A 19,819-nucleotide genomic window follows, 5' to 3' on the forward strand; every position below is an offset into this window, starting at 1 on the left:
CTGCCGAGGGGAGGTAGGCCGGGCTTTTCTTTGGCGTTCGTTTGCCCGCTCGCCTAATTCCGAGGGTGACGCAAGACATAATGTCACGTTGACATCGCCTGCCACGAACCTCGACTATCAACGCGCTGATTCCTGCGTCCCTATGACGCCTATGACTCGTCGACACAATAAATCCAAGGGGACACTGTGCATAAATTTTCGATCATTCTTGTCTCGATACTCGCTACCGGCTGCACCGCCAAATACGCACAGCAAGACATATTCTCCAACCAGGCAAAACTTGATCGACAAATGCCCGTCACCATCGCCACACCGGTCGACGGCAGCTACGAAACAACGCCTTACCCTGCATCCGGCGATATGACAGCTGCCGCCGTTAAAACAGCCTTTTCTTATTACACCAACCGCGTGACGGTAATGGGCGCGTGCCGTGAATTGAGCTGCCTGAGACAGAACAGACCTTCTGGTTACTACGTCATCCCGGAAATCCTGCATTGGGAAGAACGCGCCACAGAATGGTCGGGGCTTCCCGACAAGATTGAAGTAAAACTCGCCATTTATGGCCCGACAGGAGAGCAGCCGCTGGGGTCCGCGGTCCTGTCCGGCAAAAGCAAATGGGCGACCTTTGGCGGGGATCATCCACAGGATTTGCTGCATGAGCCGATTGCTGAGTATGTGAAAGCTCAATACTGATCCAATCGGTCTACGATAGAAACTCGGTCCGTCGATGCAGGACGGGCCGGACTTCCCCTTCAGCACTCGTTTGCCCTGGCCGCGGCAAAATCCGGATAGCAGAAAGCAACGACCGATATCGATCAGCGAAACAAAAGAAATGATTGGAATTTGACAAACCTTGCGAACGAAGGTTTGGGCGTTATGGAGGCAACCCCACCAGCCACACCCCGGCACACAATGTTCCCGCTGTGGCTGCTTCCTTCCGGATCTGACCAGGTTCACGGGTAATCGTTGCGGGGGGACCGATGGGGTCACCATAACGACGCCCGCCTGACGGCGAGCCGCGCCATTGTACCTATCTGGCAAGAAGTTACAACCGTTCGTGCCGGATTAAAAAACTGAAGATGTTCAAGCACTTGCTCCCACAGGGGGATCGGGGGGTGGGCGTCGATTCTGCGGACATCCAAGTGCCTGTGTGGGAGCGAGCTTGTTCGCGAAGGCCTCGGTACATTCAATATTGATGCAAGCTGATCTACCGCTATCGCGAGCAAGCTCGCTCCCACAGGGATCGGGGTGGAGGTTGGATCTGTGAATATCCGAGAGCCCGTGTGGGAATGAGCTTGTCCGCATGAAGTGAACCTTTAGTAGATTGAAGGCTTACACCAAGCACTCATAACTGATTAAAACTTTTTGTATCCAGGTTATTGCTTGCCCCCAATCACGACGAAGTATTACAAACCACCACCGGACAGAACGGTCCATATTGGCCATTAACAGCCTGAGTTCGAACTTGAACATTGAAATAAACTGGCTGGGCTGCCCCGCTGACACCGATCTCATGTCGATACCAACCACGGTGATCCGGCTGCACTCTGGTTGCAGGGACAAACTGCCCCTGTCCACCTGCCACGGCCGTCACCCTGAAGGTGTGCGCGGCAATCTGGTCAGGGCGGATATTATCCGGGATCTGCCAGGCCAATATGATCGTGTATCGGCTTTGCCCGGCCTGGGAAAGCCTCCGTGGTGCATTGGGCACTATCGCCGCTTTATCCATATCATGATTTTCCATCGTATCTTCCATAATAAAAAAGCCATCATCCATGGCGGTTTTCATGCTAGAGGAAAATATGAATGGCAGGCACAATCAAAACAAATGGTATCACTTAACTTTGCCAGCCTTTTATGAAGAGCTGGCAATGCATCAGATGAGTTCAATACCGACTTGGACGTTCAATCATTCGCTGTGTGAGCAAAACTACAACAACACCTCATCCGCCCGACCACCCTCCTCCTGGATCACCAGATGGATGAAGTGCAGCTTGGTGATCACCGCCGCCGGAACGACGAACGGGTAGAAATCCGGCTGGCCCATGCTGCGGGACAGTTCGTTGAGCATGCCAGCCAGTTCGATCCAGGCGTTGACGAACGAAAGAAAAGCCGCACCGCCTGCATGTTCGGCGTCGTACAAGGTCTCGGGCGGGAACGGCTGGTAGTCGAAATCCATTTCCCGAGCGCTCATGCCGAAACCCAGGGCGGTGTCCACCGCGTCCATCATGTGCAGGTAATGGGCCCAGGTTTCGGCCCAGTCCTCCCACGGGTGCATGGTGGCATAGGCGCTGACGTAGCGGGTTTGCCAGTCCAGCGGCGCGCCTTGCTGGTAGTGCTGCTCCAGGGCGTCGGCGTAGCTGGCGCGCTCATCGCCGAACAACTCGCGAAAAGCCTCGAGCCAATGGCTGTTGGCGACCAGCCGGTCCCAGTAGTAGTGCCCCACCTCATGCCGGAAATGCCCGAGCAAGGTGCGATACGGCTCGCGCATCTGCTGGCGCACGTATTCGCGATGGGCATCGTCAGCTTCCTTGATGTCGAGGGTGATCAGCCCGCTGGCGTGACCGGTGGTGGGTGGCGTGCCGTCGGGATCGACACCGATGAAATCAAACGCCAAGCCAATATTTTCGTCGACGGTTTTCGGGATGACCGGCAAGCCGAAAGTAATCAACTGCGCTACCAGACGACGCTTGGCGGTCTCGACCTTGCGCCAGCGTTCGGGATTTTCCGGGATCGACAGGTCGGGAATAGTACGGTTCAGGCTACAGGCGATGCACAGGGTATCGCGCCCATTGTCCGGCAGCAGCCAATTGCAGGCCGCCGCGGTGTCAAGGTTGGCGCAACGGCGGAACAGCCCGGCTTGGGGATCGGCGTCCAGCGTCCAGGTCCCGGCTTGCTCACCGGGTTGCAAGGACGTCAGGCGACTCTGCTCAGGTTGATAACCCAGCGCCGCCAGGCAGGCCAGGCATTGGCTATTGCGAAAAAACAACGACTGGCCACAGCGGCACGGCCAGACCTTGCTGTTACGTGACCGATCGCCCACGAACGGCGCGGCGATGCGTGAGCTCAGTTGTTCGAAGAAGCGGTACATGGCGATCTCTCCCTGGAGCCTGCAAGACTAGATCACCCCACTTCCATGATCGTTCCCACGCGTTGCGTCATAGTGCCCGATAAACCGTGGCGAGGGAGCAAGCTCCCTCGCCACAAGAGCCAACCCGGCTAAACCGTGATGCCATGCTGACTCAGAAAGACGACAAACGCCTCTTCATCCAGCACCTTGAGCCCCAGCTCATTGGCCTTGGTCAATTTCGAACCGGCACCCGGCCCCGCCACCACGCAGTGGGTTTTCGCCGACACGGAACCGGCGACCTTGGCCCCCAGGCTCTCCAGCTTGTCCTTGGCGACGTCGCGACTCATCAACTCCAGCGAACCGGTCAGCACCCAGGTGTGACCTGCCTCGGGCAAGCCTTCGACGACCTTCTTCTCGCTCTGCCAATGCATGCCAAAGTCGCGCAACTGTTGCTCCGCTGCCTCGGCCTGCTGACGGTTGGCGGCAACGGCGAAAAACTCGCGCACGGCGTTGGCCTGCTTTTCCGGCAACGCCTGACGCATGTCCAGCCAGTCGGCGTTCATCACCGCCTCGAGTGAACCGAACTTGTCTGCCAGTTTCTGCGCCCCGCCCGGCCCGACCGAGGGGATGTTCAGCTTGTCGAGAAAGCCACCCAGGGTCGTGCTGGCGGAGAACTCGGCGCCCAACTCGCCCTGGTCCTGGATCTCGAGACCGTGGCGCAGCAGGTCCTTGATCACCTGGCGGTTGTGTGGGTCTTCGAAGAAGCTGTGGATCTCGTGGGCCACTTCCAGGCCGACATCGGGCAAGTAGGTGAGCACCTGGGGCACAGCCGCTTGTACGCGCTCCAGCGAACCAAGAGAGCGAGCCAGGACCTTGGCGGTCTCCTCGCCCACGTCCGGGATACCGAGGGCGTAGATGAAACGCGCCAGGCTCGGCTTCTTGCTGTCGACGATGGCCGCCAGCAAGTTCTTGCTCGACAGTTCGGCGAAACCTTCCAGGTCGACCACCTGCTCGAAGGTCAGGGCATACAGATCGGCGGGCGAACCCACCAGCCCCTCATCCACCAGTTGCTCGACGCTCTTCTCGCCCAGGCCCTCGATGTCCATGGCCCGGCGCGACACGAAATGAATGATCGCCTGCTTGAGCTGCGCGCCACAGGCCAGGCGACCGACGCAACGGTACACCGCACCTTCGCTGATGGTTTCACGGCCCTTGCTGCGCTTGATCAGTTGCGTGCGCTCGACATGGGAACCACACACCGGACACTGCCGGGGGATCTCCACGGGGCGGGCATCGTCCGGGCGGCGCTCGGTGATCACTTGCACCACTTGCGGGATCACGTCGCCGGCACGGCGGATGATCAGGGTGTCGCCGATCATCAGGCCCAGGCGCGCCACCTCGTCCATGTTGTGCAACGTGGCGTTGGCCACGGTCACGCCAGCGACCTTGACCGGCTTGAGGCGCGCCACGGGCGTCACGGCGCCAGTGCGGCCGACCTGGAACTCGACGTCCAGCAACTCGGTGAGTTCTTCAGAGGCCGGGAATTTATGAGCGATGGCCCAGCGTGGTTCCCGGGCGCGGAAACCCAGTTCGCGCTGAGAAGCGATGCTGTTGACCTTGAACACCACACCATCGATTTCATACGGCAATGCGTTGCGCCGCTCGCCGATGTCACGGTAGTAATCCAGGCACTCGTCAATACCGTGGGCCAGCTTCAATTCACGGCTGATGGGCAGGCCCCAGGCCTTGAGCTGCTTGAGATTGCCGATATGGGTATCGGCAATGTCCGCGGTCACCTGACCGATACCGTAGCAGCAGAATTCCAGCGGGCGGTTGGCGGTGATCTTCGAATCCAGCTGGCGCAGGCTCCCCGCCGCCGCGTTGCGCGGGTTGGCGAAGGTCTTGCCACCCGCTTCCAGTTGCGTGGCGTTGAGGCGCTCGAAGCCGGCCTTGGACATGTACACCTCGCCGCGCACTTCCAGCAATGGCGGCCAGCCGCTGCCCTGCAGCTTGAGGGGAATATTGCGCACGGTACGCACGTTGACGCTGATGTCTTCGCCCGTGGTGCCATCACCGCGCGTGGCACCGCGCACCAGCATGCCGTCCTGATACAACAGGCTGACCGCCAGGCCATCGAGTTTCGGCTCGCAGCTGTATTCAACCGCCGCGCCACCGCCCAGCAAATCGCCCATGGGCAGGTCGAGGCCTTCGGTCACCCGCCGGTCGAATTCGCGCATGGTGGTTTCGTCGAAGGCGTTGCCCAGGCTGAGCATCGGGATCTCGTGACGCACCTGGCTAAACGCCGACAGCGCCACGCTGCCGACGCGCTGGGTCGGGGAATCGCTGGTCACCAGCTCCGGGTGTTGCTCTTCCAGGGCCTTGAGCTCGTGGAACAAGCGGTCGTACTCGGCGTCCGGGATGCTCGGTTCGTCGAGGACGTGGTAGCGGTAGTTGTGCTGATCCAGCTCGGTGCGCAGCTGTTGGATGCGGGTTTCAACGGCGTTCATGGGTGTTCTCTCATAAAGCAAAAGAGCAGCCTAGGCTGCTCATTCTCAATACTTCGATCGCGTGCAGGAGCTGCACTCGTCAGCTCCTGCAGGCCAGCGATCTTTGGCCTCAGCGCTTCTGGGTCAATGCCCGGCGCTCGAATTCGACGATGCGCTGGCGATAGTGCTCGATGGTCTGGGCAGTCAGCACACTGCGCTGGTCATCCTTGAGTTCGCCATTGAGCTCCTGGGACAGCTTGCGAGCCGCGGCCACCATCACGTCGAAGGCCTGCTTGGGATGACGCGGGCCCGGCAGGCCGAGGAAGAAACTCACCGCCGGCGTGCTGAAATGATCGATGTCATCCAGGTCGAACACGCCAGGCTTGACGGCGTTGGCCATGGAGAACAGCACCTCGCCGTTGCCGGCCATGCTCTCGTGACGATGGAAAATGTCCATCTCGCCGAAACGCAGGCCGCTTTCCAGGATGTTCTGCAGCAACGCCGGGCCCTTGAAGCCGGCCGGGTCGCGGCAGATCACGCTGATCACCAGCACTTCTTCAGCCTGGGCCTGGTCTTTGTCGGCGCTCGAGGTTTTGTTCTCGTCCGGGAAATCGCTGTCGCGACTGCTGAAACTCGGGCCACCATCCAGGTCGAGGTTCAGGTTCAAATCACCCTGGGACGGCTCGCTGTTGCGCTTGCCGCGCTTGGAACTCGACTCCCGTGGCTCACGGGCAGGCGCGCTCATCGACGGCAAGTCGTGTTCGTCCAGCTGCGGCTCCTTGTGGGTGTCCAGCACCCGGGGCGGGCCTAGCAGTTCGGCGCTGTCATCCTCATCGGGCAGGTTCGACAGGCTGCGGTCCAGGCGAAACTTCAGTTTCCCCTTACCGCCGCGCATGCGGCGCCAGCCGTCGAAAAGAATACCGGCAATGACAATGATGCCGATGACGATCAGCCACTCGCGCAGACCGATTTCCATGTAATCCCGTGCCTCTATAAAAATGCTGAAAAATAAGGGGCTTAGCTATTTGCAAACCGCTTTAAAACGTGGCGCCAACTCTATGTTCTGAATGGCGTTTTGCCCACGCATACGAAAAATTGACATTAAACTAGCACGACCAAAGATAACTTTACACCGTCTGTCGCACAGGCTTGTGTCCAATCTGTGATTTGAACAACAGGCTCCAGGGTAAAAAATACCTACAGCGTTCCAAGTAGAAGCCCTACAAACCGTTCTTCAGGCATCCACCATAGCCATGGCCTCCTCCACATCCACCGCCACCAGCCGCGAACAGCCCGGCTCATGCATGGTCACCCCCATCAACTGATCGGCCATTTCCATGGCGATCTTGTTGTGGGTGATGTAGATGAACTGCACCGTTTCAGACATCTCCTTCACCAGCCGTGCATAACGGCCTACGTTGGCGTCGTCCAGTGGTGCGTCGACTTCGTCGAGCATGCAGAACGGCGCCGGGTTCAATTTGAAGATGGCAAAGACCAGGGCCAGCGCGGTCAGCGCCTTTTCGCCACCGGAGAGCAAATGGATGGTGCTGTTCTTCTTGCCAGGAGGACGCGCCATGATTGTCACCCCTGTATCGAGTAAATCTTCGCCCGTCAGTTCCAAGTAAGCGCTGCCGCCACCGAAAACTTTTGGGAAAAGTGCCTGCAAACCGCCGTTGATCTGATCAAAGGTATCCTTGAAGCGGTTGCGGGTTTCCTTGTCGATCTTGCGAATGACGTTTTCCAGGGTCTCCAGCGCCTCCACCAGATCGTCGTTCTGAGCGTCCAGGTAGCGCTTGCGCTCGGACTGCTGCTGGTACTCGTCGATGGCCGCCAGGTTGATTGCCCCCAGGCGCTGGATGCGCTGGGCAATGCGTTCCAGCTCCTCCTCGGCGTCCTTCTCGTTCGCCCCGGCCACCAGGGTGGCCAGCACGCCGTCGAGGTCGTAGCCGTCTTCCAGCAACTGGTCCTGCAAGGCTTTGCGCCGCACCGTCAGGGCCTGCCACTCCATGCGCTGCTGTTCCATCTGGCCGCGAATCAGTTGCGATTGCTGCTCGGCCTGGCTGCGGCGCTTTTCGGCGTCGCGCAGTTCACGGTCGGCGTCCTCCAGGGCGATCTGCGCCGTCTTGAGCTCTTCGTCGACGCTCATGCGCTTGTCGAGCAACTCTTCGAGCTTGAGGCGCAGCTCCTCCAGCGGCGCTTCACCCTCCTCCAGATTGAGGCTCAACTGCTCGCGTTTTTCGGTCAGGCGTTCGGACTGCATTTCCAGCCGTTCCAACGCCTGGCGCGTGGAATCGTGCTGAGCCTTGAGCGAGCCCAGGCGCACCGCCAACTGATGGGCATGGTCCTTGTGCTGGCGTGCTTCCTGGCGCACCCGGTCCAGGCGCTCGCGCAGGCTGTCGCGCTGGGCCAGCAGCAGTTCGCGCTGCTCGGTGTCCAGCGCCATGGCATCGAGGGCTTCCTGCAGTTGCAAGCGCGCCTCGCCGATCTGTTCGTGCTCCAACGCCCGCTGCTCGCCCAGTTCGGCGATTTCCTCTTCCAGGCGGGTGCGGCGCAGCGCCAGCTGTTCAACCTTGGCCTTGCCGGCCGACAACTGCGCCTTGAGCTCGCCTTGCTGGCGCGCTTCATCCTGCAATAGCCGCCGCAGGTGTTCGCGGCCGTTCTCCTGCTGACGCTGTTGCGCCCGCAGGTTCTGCAATTCGGTTTCCAGGGCTTCGACGCTGGCCTCGCGCTCTTCGCGCTCTTCGCTCAGGCGCTGGATTTCCTGACCACGGGCAAGCATGCCGCTCTCGGCTTCGCTGGCCCGGCGTACCCGCAGGAAATGCCGGCCGACCCAATACCCGTCACGGCTGATCAGGCTTTCGCCGACCGCCAATTGCCCACGCAGGGCCAAGGCCTGCTCAAGGCTATCCACCGGTTTGACCTGCCCGAGCCAGGGCGACAGGTCAACCTGGGCCTCGACCTTGTCCAGCAAGCTGCCGGGGATTCGTACGCCGTCGCCAGCCGGGCTGAGCAGGCGCAGATCGCCCTGGGTGAAACCCGACAAATCGAAGCCGCCAAAGTCATCCACCAGCACCGCCTGCAGATCGGCACCCAGCACGGTTTCCACCGCCAGCTCCCAACCGGCATCGACCTTCAGGCCCTCGGCCAGTCGCGGACGCTCGGCCAGATGCTGATCGCGCAGCCATTCGGCGGTGCCGGTGCCTGGGTCCAGCGCGGCTTGCTGCAGGGCTTCCAGCGAGGCCAGGCGTCCATTGAGTCGCTGCAATTCGCCCTGGCCCTGCTGCTGGTTCTGCAAGGCCAGTTGCAAGGCCTGGCGCAGTTGCTCGAGCCGTTCGACCTGGGCATCTTCGCTGGCCTGCAAGTCTTCGAGGGTGGCTTCACTGGCCGCCAGTTGCTCGCTCAGATCCAGAATCGCCGCGTCCTCCGGATCCGCCGCGAGCAAGGCGCGCTCTTCGGACAGGCGGCGCTGACGTTCGGCCAGGCGCTCCATGCTGGTTTCCAACTGCTGGATGCGCGACTGCTGGACTTCAGCCTGGCGCCGCGGCTCGGCCGAGGTCAGGTTGAAACTGTCCCACTGCTCTTGCCAGCCGTGCATGGTCAGCTCGGCTTCCTCCAGGGCTGCGGCGGCCTCTTCGGCGGCGGCGCTGGTGATTTCCTGCTCTGGCGTGAGCCGGTCCAGTTCTTCGCCAAGGGTCAGCAGCAGCGTGCGGTCGTGACCCAGGTGCGATTCGGTTTCCAGGCGCGCCCGCTCGGCTTCCTTCAAGTCATCCTGCAACTGCCGCAGTCGTTGTTGACCATGCTGGATGCTCTGCTCGACCCGGGCGATGTCGCCCCCCACGGAATAGAAGCGCCCCTGCACCAGATTGAAGCGCTCGGACAGGTCGTGGTGTCCGTCACGCAGGCGTTCGATGGCGGCGTCGGCGTTGCGTTGCTCGGCCACCAGGGCTTCGAAGCTGACTTCCTGGTTGCCGATGATCGCCTCACGCTGGCCGACCTGCTCGTTCAACGCTTGCCAGCGCAGGGCCGACAGCTGGGCCTTGAGCTGGCGCTCCTCACCCTTGTATTCCTGGTACTTCTTCGCGGCCTCGGCCTGACGGTGCAAACGCTCGAGTTGGCGTTCGAGTTCTTCGCGCAGATCGGTCAGGCGCGCGAGGTTCTCGTGGGTGCGACGAATGCGGTTTTCAGTCTCGCGCCGCCGCTCCTTGTATTTGGAAATACCGGCGGCTTCTTCGATGAAGTTGCGCAGGTCTTCGGGCTTGGCCTCGATCAGCTTGGAGATCATGCCCTGTTCGATGATCGAGTAGCTGCGCGGGCCCAGGCCGGTACCGAGGAAGATATCGGTGATGTCACGACGCCGGCACTTGGCGCCGTTGAGGAAATAGCTGTTCTGGCTGTCGCGGGTCACTTTGCGACGAATGGAGATTTCCGCATACGCCGCGTACTCGCCGACCAGGGTACCGTCGGAGTTATCGAACACCAGCTCGATGCTGGCCTGGCTCACCGGCTTGCGGCTGGTGGAGCCGTTGAAGATGACGTCGGTCATCGACTCGCCGCGCAGGTTCTTGGCCGAGCTCTCGCCCATCACCCAACGCACGGCATCGATGATGTTCGACTTGCCGCAACCATTGGGCCCGACCACCGCCGCCATGTTACTGGGGAAGTTCACCGTGGTCGGGTCGACGAAGGATTTGAACCCCGCCAGCTTGATGCACTTGAGCCGCACGTTCAGGCCTTCGTCAAGGCAGAGACCACCAGGTCGCAACTGCGCTGGGCGTAGGCCGTGAGCACGATGCGGATCTGCGGTAAATCACGGGCCAGCACAGCGGCGAGCAGGCGCTGGAACAGGTCGAGGAACTCGCTCATTTCCGCCTTGCGCTGGTCCAGGGCCAGGAAATAGGCACGGCTCATGGCCGGTTGCAGGTTCTCGACGGTTTCCTGCAAGTACGGGTTGTCGGCAAAGGGATAGGCGGCGCGCATCACGCTGAAGCTTTCATCGACGAAGGTACGGATATCCTGGCGCGCGTAGGCGTCGTTGAGACGCTGCTGGATCGCTACGAACGGCGCCATGTCGGCCTGCTCTTTCCAGCCATGGGCCACGGCGTTGCCCAGCAGGATGTACAGCTCGCTCATCAGCGTGCAGAGGCTGCGCACCTTGTGTTCGGTGAGTTCGGTGACGTGGGCGCCACGGCGCGGCAGGATCGCGATCAAGTGGCGTCGTTCCAGGATCAGCAAGGCCTCGCGGACCGAGCCGCGGCTGACGTTGAGTGCCAGCGTGACCTTCTGCTCCTGGATGCGCTCTCCCGGTTTCATTTCGCCGCGAATGATGCGTTCGGCGAGGTAATGGGCGATTTGCTCGGCGAGGCTGTCCGGGGCCTTGAACGTCATGGTTGTCCTTCAAACTCTTCGATTTGCACAAGCGGCGCAGTGTAGCGCACTCGATACGTCATGGCGCAGGGCCTGTACCGGGTTTTTGGCACGATTCAAGCAAAAAAAGTTTGAGCTTTCCTGCTGAAACAGAACCTGTGGAAGAACCTGTGGGAGCGAGCTTGCTCGCGATAGCGGTCTGTCATCTTGCATCCATACTGAATGTACCGCTGTCATCGCGAGCAAGCTCGGCTCCCACAGGGTTCTACAGTGTCCATAGATCGTTGTTCATCGACCAAGTGGAATTTCTTGACCTTTAAGTCAGAAAATCATTGACCGAAAAGTCAGAACTGATAAATTCAGCCCACGTCGATACAACAATAATGAGTCTGCGAGGCCTTCCGTGATCCAGTTTTTACTCAACCAGGAACTCCGTAGCGAGCACGCCCTGGACCCGAACCTGACCGTGCTCAACTATTTACGCGAACACGTTGGTAAACCAGGCACCAAAGAAGGCTGCGCCAGCGGCGATTGTGGCGCGTGCACCGTGGTGGTGGGCGAATTGGAAACGGGCGCCGATGGCCGCGAACGCATTCGCTATCGCAGCCTCAACGCGTGCCTGACCTTCGTCTCGTCCCTGCACGGCAAGCAACTGATCAGCGTCGAAGACCTCAAGCACCAGGGCCAACTGCACAGCGTCCAGCAGGCGATGGTCGATTGCCACGGCTCGCAATGCGGCTTCTGCACACCGGGCTTTGTCATGTCGCTGTTCGCCCTGCAAAAGAACAGCGAGCAACCCGACGCCCATAAAGCCCACGAAGCCCTGGCCGGCAATCTCTGCCGTTGCACCGGCTACCGGCCGATCCTGGCCGCTGCCGAGCAGGCCTGCTGTGGCCAGCAGCCAGACCAGTTCGATGCCCGCGAAACCGAAACCATCGCCCGCCTCAAAGCCATTGCGCCGACCGAGACCGGCGAGCTTAACAGTGGCGACAAACGCTGCCTGGTGCCGCTGACCGTCGCCGACCTGGCCGATCTCTACGATGCCTATCCCCAGGCGCGCCTGCTGGCCGGCGGCACGGACCTGGCCCTGGAAGTCACGCAATTTCACCGCACACTGCCGGTGATGATCTACGTGGGCAACGTCGCCGAACTCAAGCGTATCGAACGCTTCGACAATCGCCTGGAGATCGGCGCCGCCGCCGCCCTCTCCGATTGCTACGAAGCCCTGAAAGCCGAATACCCGGACTTTGGCGAATTGCTGCAGCGCTTCGCCTCGCTGCAGATCCGCAACCAGGGCACCCTGGGCGGCAACATCGGCAACGCCTCACCGATTGGCGACTCGCCGCCCCTGCTGATCGCCCTCGGCGCGCAGATCGTGCTGTGCAAGGGCCAGACCCGCCGCACCCTGGCCCTGGAAGACTATTTCATCGACTACCGGATCACCGCCCGCCAGGAAAGCGAATTCATCGAAAAGATCATCGTGCCACGGGCCAGCGCCGAACAGGCGTTCCGCGCCTACAAGGTCTCCAAGCGCCTGGACGACGACATTTCCGCCGTGTGCGCGGCGTTCAACCTGCGCATCGACAACGGCGTGGTCCGCGACGCCCGCGTGGCCTTCGGCGGCATGGCCGCGACGCCCAAACGCGCCAAGCATTGCGAAGCGGTATTGATCGGTGCGCCGTGGACCGACAGCAGCGTCGAACGCGCCTGCCTCGCACTGGCCGAAGACTTCACGCCGCTGTCGGACTTCCGCGCCAGCAAGGAATACCGCCTGCTCAGCGCCCGCAACCTGTTGCGCAAATACTTCATCGAACTGCAAACGCCGCACATCGAGACTCGGGTGACCGCTTATGTCTAACCATCACACCGTAGAGAAGACCCAAGCCGAACTCGCCGAGCTGTTCGCCCGCGACCTGACCACCGGCGTGGGCCGCAGCGTCAAGCACGACAGCGCCGCCAAGCATGTGTCCGGCGAGGCCCAGTACATCGATGATCGCCTGGAGTTTCCGAACCAGTTGCACGTCTATGCCCGGCTGTCGGACCGCGCCCACGCCCGGATCATTCGCATCGATACCACGCCCTGCTACGCCTTCGAAGGCGTGCGCATCGCCATTACCCACCAAGACATCCCTGGCCTGAAGGACATTGGCCCGCTGTTGCCGGGTGATCCGTTGCTGGCCATCGATGACGTGCAGTTCGTCGGCCAACCAGTGCTGGCCGTCGCCGCCAAGGACCTGGACACCGCGCGCAAGGCGGCGATGGCGGCCATCGTCGAATACGAAGACCTGGAACCGGTGCTGGACGTGGTCGAGGCCCTGCGCAAGCGGCACTTCGTGCTCGACAGCCACACCCACCAGCGCGGCGATTCGGCCACGGCACTGGCGAGCGCCGAGCATCGCATCCAGGGCTCGCTGCACATCGGCGGCCAGGAACACTTTTACCTGGAAACCCAGATTTCCTCGGTGATGCCCACCGAAGACGGCGGCATGCTCGTCTACTGCTCGACCCAGAACCCCACTGAAGTGCAAAAACTGGTGGCCGAGGTGCTGGGCGTGTCGATGAACAAAGTCGTGGTGGACATGCGCCGCATGGGCGGCGGCTTTGGCGGCAAGGAAACCCAGGCCGCCAGCCCGGCGTGCCTGTGCGCCGTCATCGCGCACCTCACCGGCCAGCCGACCAAGATGCGCCTGCCCCGCGTCGAAGACATGCTGATGACCGGCAAGCGCCACCCCTTCTACATCGAATACGACGTCGGCTTCGACAGCACCGGACGCCTGCACGGCATCGCCCTGGAACTGGCCGGCAACTGCGGTTGCTCGCCGGACCTGTCGGCCTCGATCGTCGACCGGGCGATGTTCCATGCCGACAACGCCTACTACCTGGGCGATGCGACCATCAACGGCCACCGCTGCAAGACCAACACCGCGTCGAACACCGCTTACCGCGGTTTCGGCGGGCCCCAAGGCATGGTCGCCATCGAAGAGGTGATGGATGCCATCGCCCGGCACCTGGGGCTCGATCCGCTGGCCGTGCGCAAGGCCAACTATTACGGCAAGACCGAACGCAACGTCACCCACTACTACCAGACCGTCGAGCACAACATGCTCGAGGAAATGACCGCCGAGCTTGAAGAAAGCAGCCAGTACGCCGAACGCCGCGAAGCGATCCGTCGCTACAACGCCAATAGCCCGATCCTGAAAAAGGGCCTGGCGCTGACCCCGGTCAAATTCGGCATTTCCTTTACCGCCAGTTTCCTCAACCAAGCCGGGGCGCTGATCCACGTCTACACCGACGGCAGCATCCACCTGAACCATGGCGGCACCGAAATGGGCCAGGGTTTGAACACCAAGGTCGCGCAAGTGGTGGCCGAGGTGTTCCAGGTGGAAATGGACCGCGTGCAAATCACCGCGACCAACACCGACAAGGTGCCGAACACTTCGCCCACCGCCGCCTCCAGCGGTGCCGACCTGAACGGCAAGGCCGCGCAGAACGCCGCCGAAACCATCAAGCGGCGCCTGGTGGAATTCGCCGCGCGACAGTACAAGGTCAGCGAAGAGGACGTGGAATTCCACAACGGCCATGTGCGGGTGCGCGATCACATCCTGACCTTCGAGGCGCTGGTGCAGCAGGCGTATTTCGCCCAGGTTTCGCTGTCGAGCACCGGCTTCTACAAGACCCCGAAAATCTACTACGACCGCAGCCAGGCCCGTGGCCGGCCGTTCTACTACTACGCCTATGGCGCGGCCTGTGCCGAGGTGATCGTCGACACCCTCACCGGCGAGTACAAGATGCTGCGCACTGACATCCTCCACGACGTCGGCGCCTCGCTGAACCCGGCCATCGACATCGGCCAGGTCGAGGGTGGTTTCATCCAGGGCATGGGCTGGCTGACCATGGAAGAACTGGTGTGGAACGACAAGGGCAAGCTGATGACCAATGGCCCGGCCAGCTACAAGATCCCCGCCGTGGCCGACATGCCGCTGGACCTGCGGGTCAAGCTGGTGGAAAACCGCAAGAACCCCGAAGACACGGTGTTCCACTCCAAGGCCGTGGGCGAGCCGCCGTTCATGCTCGGCATCGCCGCGTGGTGCGCCATCAAGGACGCCGTGGCGAGCCTGGGGGATTACCGGCACCAACCGAACATCGACGCCCCGGCAACACCGGAACGGGTGTTGTGGGGATGTGAGCAGATGCGCGGGTTGAGGGCGGTGGAGGTTGGGGAAGCTGAAACCGAGTTGGCTTCGCTTTAGACCGCGGCGCGGCCAATCGCGAGCAAGCTCGTTCCCACATTGGGTCGGTGTTCACAAATCCCCTGTGGGAGCGAGCTTGCTCGCGATGAGGCCGGAACAGACAACAAAGATGTCGAGGTGAATATGTACAACTGGATCAGCGCCCTCGCCGACCTGCAAACCCGCGGTGAACCGTGCGTGCTGGTGACGATCATCGAAGAGCTCGGCTCCACCCCGCGCAACGCCGGTTCGAAGATGGTCATCAGCGCCAGCCAGACGTTCGACACCATCGGTGGCGGACACCTGGAATTCAAGGCCATGGAAATCGCCCGGCACATGCTCGCCAGCGGCCAGCAGAACACCCATCTGGAGCGCTTCAGCCTCGGTGCGAGCCTGGGCCAGTGCTGCGGCGGCGTCACCGTACTGTTGTTCGAACCCATGGGCCAGGTCCAGGCGCAGATCGCCGTGTTCGGCGCCGGCCACGTCGGCCGTGCCCTGGTGCCGCTGCTGGCGAGCCTGCCCTGCAAGGTGCGCTGGATCGACTCACGGGAGGCGGAATTCCCCGAACACCTGCCCCATGGCGTGCGCAAGATCGTCACCGAGGAGCCACTGGATGAAGTCGACGAATTGCCCGTCGGCAGCTACTGCATCGTCATGACCCACAACCATCAGCTCGACCTGGAACTGAGCGCCGCGATCCTCAAGCGCAACGACTTTGCCTACTTCGGCCTGATCGGCTCGAAGACCAAACGGGTCAAGTTCGAGCATCGCCTGCGTGATCGTGGTTTTGACAGCAGCACCTTGCAGCGCATGCGTTGCCCGATGGGCATCGGCGAAGTCAAAGGCAAGTTGCCTGTGGAAATCGCCATCTCCATCACCGGCGAAATCATCGCCACCTATAACGCCGACTTCGGCCAGCACACCGCCCGCGCCGAACCGATTGCCAAGCTGCTGCCGGCCTCGCGCCGCAGCCAGGCGAACCGTTGAACACTCGTTGAGAATTCCCATGCCCCTGACACGCAAAGCCTACCGCGCCGCCCTGCTCCACAGCCTCGCCGACCCGGCCGAAGTCGGTATCGAGGCGTCCTATGAATATTTCGCAGACGGTTTGCTGGTGGTGGAAAACGGCCAGATCAGTGCCATCGGCCACGCCCATGACCTGCTGCCAACCCTGGCAACTGACATCGAAATCACTCATTACCCGGACGCGCTGATCACCCCCGGCCTGATCGACACCCACATCCACCTGCCCCAGACTGGCATGGTTGGCGCCTATGGCGAGCAATTGCTGGACTGGCTCAACACCTACACCTTCCCCTGCGAAAGCCAGTTCGCCGACAAGGCCCACGCCGATGCCGTGGCCGATATTTTCGTCAAGGAACTGCTGCGCAACGGCACCACTACCGCACTGGTGTTCGGCAGCGTGCACCCGCAATCGGTGAATTCGTTTTTTGAAGTGGCCCAGAAGCTCGACCTGCGGATGATCGCCGGCAAAGTGATGATGGACCGCAACGCCCCGGACTACCTGGTCGACACCGCCGAATCCAGCTACACCGAGAGCAAGGCGCTGATCGAGCGCTGGCACGGCAAGGGCCGCCTGCACTACGCCGTGACCCCGCGCTTCGCCCCCACCAGCACTCCGGAACAACTGGCCTTGGCCGGTCAGTTGCTGGGGGAATACCCAGACTTGTACATGCAGACCCACATCAGTGAAAACCTGCAGGAGGTGCAATGGGTCAAAGAGCTGTTCCCGGAGCGCAAGGGCTACCTGGACGTCTACGACCACTACCAACTGCTCGGCGAACGTTCGGTGTTCGCCCACGGCGTGCACTTATGTGACGACGAATGCGCTCGCCTGGCCGAGACCGGTTCGGCCATAGCCTTCTGCCCGACCTCGAACTTTTTCCTCGGCAGCGGCCTGTTCAACCTGCCGATGGCGCAGAAGCATAAAGTGAACGTGGGGTTGGGCACCGACGTGGGTGGCGGCACCAGTTTTTCGCTGCTGCAAACCCTGAACGAAGCCTACAAGGTGATGCAGTTGCAGGGCGCGCGGCTGAGCCCGTTCAAGTCGCTGTACCTGGCCACCCTCGGCGGCGCCCGGGCCCTGCGCCTGGAGGACAAGATCGGGACGTTGCAACCGGGTACCGATGCGGATTTCCTGGTGCTGGACTACAACGCCACGCCGCTGCTGGGCTATCGCCTCAAGCAGGCCAAGGACATTGCCGAGCGGTTGTTCGTGTTGATGACGCTGGGGGATGACCGGACGGTGGCGCAGACTTATGCGGCCGGTAAATTGGTGCATCAGCGGTAGATTTTTGATCGTTCCCACGCTCTGCGTGGGAATGCCTCAACGGACGCTCTGCGTTCGGCTTTTGGGACGCGGAGCGTCCCGGGCTGCGTTCCCACGCAGAGCATGGGAGCGATCAGGGTCGGGGGTTATAGCTTAGCGGTCGACCGCCCAGGCTTCTTGCTCTGCAGCAGGTGCGAGAACACCGCATGCAAGTCATCCGACGCACTTTCCTCGTCGAGGTTGAGCTTGCTGTCGATGTGGTCCATGTGATGCATCATCAGGTCCACTGCCAGCGTCGCATCGCGAGCCTCGATGGCGTCGATCAGCTGGGTGTGTTCGTCATAGGAACAGTGGGAACGGTTGCCGCTTTCGTACTGGGCGATGATCAGCGACGTCTGGGACACCAGGCTGCGCTGGAAGCTGATCAGCGGGGCGTTCTTCGCCGCTTCGGCCAGCTTGAGGTGGAACTCGCCCGACAAACGGATGCCGGCGCCGCGGTCGCCACGGGAGAAACTGTCGCGCTCATCGCTGACCATCTGCCGCAGCTCAGCCAATTGTTCGGCCGTGGCGTGCTGCACCGCCAATTCGGTGATCGCCCTTTCCACCAGGCGCCGGGCCATGAATACCTGGCGAGCCTCTTCGACACTCGGGCTCGCCACCACGGCACCGCGGTTGGGCCGCAGCAACACCACGCCTTCGTGAGCCAGGCGTGACAGCGCCCGGCGAATGATCGTGCGGCTGACCCCGAAAATCTCCCCCAGTGCCTCTTCGCTCAACTTTGTACCGGGCGCCAGGCGTTGTTCGAGGATGGCCTCGAAGATATGCGCATAGACAATATCGTCCTGGGTTCCGCTGCGGCCGGCTTTACCGGCTCGCGGTTGTTTCTTGAGGGGCTGCAACTGTTCGTTCATGGGCACTCGAGTCGGGAGAACTGCGGCGAATTGACCGTGACTGTAATACGGCACAGCGGGTCGCTGGCAAGTATCGCGTAAAAAACAGCTCGATTGTACACAACCTCTGATGGCAACACGACTGTACGGCTGTTTGCGGGCATGGCTGTATTGCAATCGGCTACTGCGTTGAGTTTAGGCTTCAAACCCAAAACCTGCGGCGCGATCAAGCCCAGTCAATCTACAACAAGGACCACCGCCCACCATGACCGAAGTCACGACCACACCACTTCGTCCATTGGCCGATACCTCGCCTTCAGCCATCGTCGCCGGGTTCATTGCGATGATGACCGGCTACACCAGTTCCCTGGTGCTGATGTTCCAGGCCGGGCAAGCGGCAGGGCTGACCAGTGGGCAGATTTCTTCGTGGATCTGGGCGATTTCCATCGGCATGGCGGTGTGTTCCATCGGGTTGTCGCTGCGCTATCGCACGCCCATCACCATCGCCTGGTCGACACCCGGCGCGGCGCTGCTGATCACCAGCCTGGGCGGTGTGAGTTACGGCGAGGCCATCGGCGCCTATATCACCTGTGCAGTATTGGTGACGATCTGCGGCCTGACCGGCAGTTTCGAGCGCCTGGTCAAGCGTATTCCAGCCTCGCTGGCGGCGGCGTTGCTGGCGGGGATCCTGTTCAAGATCGGCAGCGAGATCTTCGTCGCCACCCAGCATCGCACCGGCCTGGTGCTGGGGATGTTTTTCACCTACCTGATCGTCAAGCGCCTGTCGCCCCGCTACGCGGTACTGGCGGCACTGTTGATCGGTACGGCGCTGTCGGGCCTGCTGGGGCTGTTGGACTTCAGCGGCTTTGCCCTGGAAGTCGCGACGCCGGTCTGGACCACGCCGCACTTTTCCCTGGCGGCCACCATCAGCATCGGCATTCCGCTGTTCGTGGTGGCGATGACCTCGCAGAACATGCCCGGCATCGCCGTGCTGCGGGCCGACGGTTATAATGTGCCGGCCTCGCCGTTGATCACCAGCACCGGCATCGCCTCGCTGCTGCTGGCACCGTTCGGCTCCCATGGCATCAACCTGGCGGCCATCAGCGCGGCCATCTGCACCGGCCCCCACGCCCACGAAGATCGCAACAAGCGCTACACGGCGGCGGTCTGGTGCGGGATCTTCTACGGGATTGCCGGGGTGTTCGGCGCTACGCTGGCGGCGTTGTTCGCGGCGCTGCCCAAGGAGCTGGTGCTGTCCATCGCGGCCTTGGCGCTGTTCGGGTCGATCATCAATGGCTTGAGCATCGCCATGAGCGAAGTGAAGGAGCGGGAAGCGGCGTTGATCACCTTCATGGTCACGGCGTCGGGGCTGACGCTGTTCTCCATCGGTTCGGCGTTCTGGGGGATTGTGGCGGGGGTGTTGACCTTGCTGATCCTGAACTGGCGTAGCGCCTGATCGTTCCCACGCTCTGCGTGGGCATGCAGCCCGT

13 protein-coding genes and 1 other RNA gene are annotated in these 19,819 nt (G+C 61.6%); 7 read left to right on the plus strand and 7 right to left on the minus strand.

Features of this window, described 5'->3' with window-relative positions; all coding sequences use genetic code 11:
* Nucleotides 1-186 precede the first annotated feature (186 nt).
* Complete coding sequence (locus AB4O09_RS21650; RefSeq protein WP_003199576.1) at nt 187-693, plus strand: DUF4823 domain-containing protein; 507 nt, start codon at nt 187-189, stop codon at nt 691-693.
* A gap of 193 nt (nt 694-886) precedes the next feature.
* Here AB4O09_RS21650 and ffs read toward each other — a convergent pair.
* Nucleotides 887-983, minus strand: an RNA gene (gene ffs, locus AB4O09_RS21655) — signal recognition particle sRNA small type.
* 482 nt (nt 984-1,465) lie between these two features.
* Here ffs and AB4O09_RS21660 point away from each other — a divergent pair.
* On the plus strand, nt 1,466-1,861 hold the full coding sequence (locus AB4O09_RS21660; RefSeq protein ID WP_145902434.1) for a hypothetical protein: 396 nt from the start codon (nt 1,466-1,468) through the stop codon (nt 1,859-1,861).
* Nucleotides 1,862-1,930: 69 nt separating this feature from the next.
* On the opposite strand, the gene AB4O09_RS21665 is transcribed toward AB4O09_RS21660, so the two are convergent.
* The 5 genes from AB4O09_RS21665 to AB4O09_RS21685 form a co-directional block, all read right to left on the minus strand.
* Nucleotides 1,931-3,091: a zinc-binding metallopeptidase family protein gene (locus AB4O09_RS21665; protein WP_003199574.1), complete on the minus strand. Its 1,161-nt coding sequence runs from the start codon at nt 3,089-3,091 to the stop codon at nt 1,931-1,933.
* 128 nt (nt 3,092-3,219) lie between these two features.
* Nucleotides 3,220-5,577, minus strand: coding sequence for an NAD-dependent DNA ligase LigA (ligA, locus tag AB4O09_RS21670; protein ID WP_038858034.1), 2,358 nt, complete (start codon nt 5,575-5,577; stop codon nt 3,220-3,222).
* 109 nt (nt 5,578-5,686) lie between these two features.
* The gene (zipA, locus tag AB4O09_RS21675) at nt 5,687-6,532 is read right to left on the minus strand and encodes a cell division protein ZipA (protein ID WP_003199570.1); all 846 of its coding nucleotides are present in this window, start codon (nt 6,530-6,532) and stop codon (nt 5,687-5,689) included.
* Between the two features lie 258 nt (nt 6,533-6,790).
* Nucleotides 6,791-10,279: a chromosome segregation protein SMC gene (gene smc / locus AB4O09_RS21680; RefSeq protein WP_003199568.1), complete on the minus strand. Its 3,489-nt coding sequence runs from the start codon at nt 10,277-10,279 to the stop codon at nt 6,791-6,793.
* A 2-nt stretch (nt 10,280-10,281) separates the two neighbouring features.
* Nucleotides 10,282-10,941: a GntR family transcriptional regulator gene (locus tag AB4O09_RS21685; protein WP_028237693.1), complete on the minus strand. Its 660-nt coding sequence runs from the start codon at nt 10,939-10,941 to the stop codon at nt 10,282-10,284.
* 382 nt (nt 10,942-11,323) lie between these two features.
* On the opposite strand from AB4O09_RS21685, the gene xdhA reads away from it, so the two are divergent.
* The 4 genes from xdhA to guaD all read left to right on the plus strand — a co-directional run bounded on the left by xdhA (nt 11,324) and on the right by guaD (nt 17,460).
* Nucleotides 11,324-12,778 (plus strand): xanthine dehydrogenase small subunit, encoded by a 1,455-nt coding sequence (xdhA, locus tag AB4O09_RS21690; protein WP_003199564.1) that lies wholly within the window; start codon nt 11,324-11,326, stop codon nt 12,776-12,778.
* Complete coding sequence (xdhB, locus tag AB4O09_RS21695) at nt 12,771-15,170, plus strand: xanthine dehydrogenase molybdopterin binding subunit (RefSeq protein WP_003199562.1); 2,400 nt, start codon at nt 12,771-12,773, stop codon at nt 15,168-15,170. The genes xdhA and xdhB overlap by 8 nt, the downstream gene beginning before the upstream one ends.
* 123 nt (nt 15,171-15,293) lie before the next feature.
* Entirely contained in the window at nt 15,294-16,136 is an 843-nt protein-coding gene (xdhC, locus tag AB4O09_RS21700) for a xanthine dehydrogenase accessory protein XdhC (protein WP_003199560.1), read from the plus strand.
* A gap of 19 nt (nt 16,137-16,155) precedes the next feature.
* The gene (gene guaD, locus AB4O09_RS21705) at nt 16,156-17,460 is read left to right on the plus strand and encodes a guanine deaminase (protein ID WP_003199558.1); all 1,305 of its coding nucleotides are present in this window, start codon (nt 16,156-16,158) and stop codon (nt 17,458-17,460) included.
* Between the two features lie 125 nt (nt 17,461-17,585).
* Here guaD and AB4O09_RS21710 read toward each other — a convergent pair whose 3' ends face one another.
* The gene (locus AB4O09_RS21710; RefSeq protein WP_003183531.1) at nt 17,586-18,350 is read right to left on the minus strand and encodes a GntR family transcriptional regulator; all 765 of its coding nucleotides are present in this window, start codon (nt 18,348-18,350) and stop codon (nt 17,586-17,588) included.
* A 244-nt stretch (nt 18,351-18,594) separates the two neighbouring features.
* On the opposite strand from AB4O09_RS21710, the gene AB4O09_RS21715 reads away from it, so the two are divergent.
* Nucleotides 18,595-19,785 (plus strand): benzoate/H(+) symporter BenE family transporter, encoded by a 1,191-nt coding sequence (locus AB4O09_RS21715; RefSeq protein WP_003199555.1) that lies wholly within the window; start codon nt 18,595-18,597, stop codon nt 19,783-19,785.
* Nucleotides 19,786-19,819 lie beyond the last annotated feature (34 nt).

Source organism: Pseudomonas sp. H1_F01 (genome assembly GCF_054681425.1).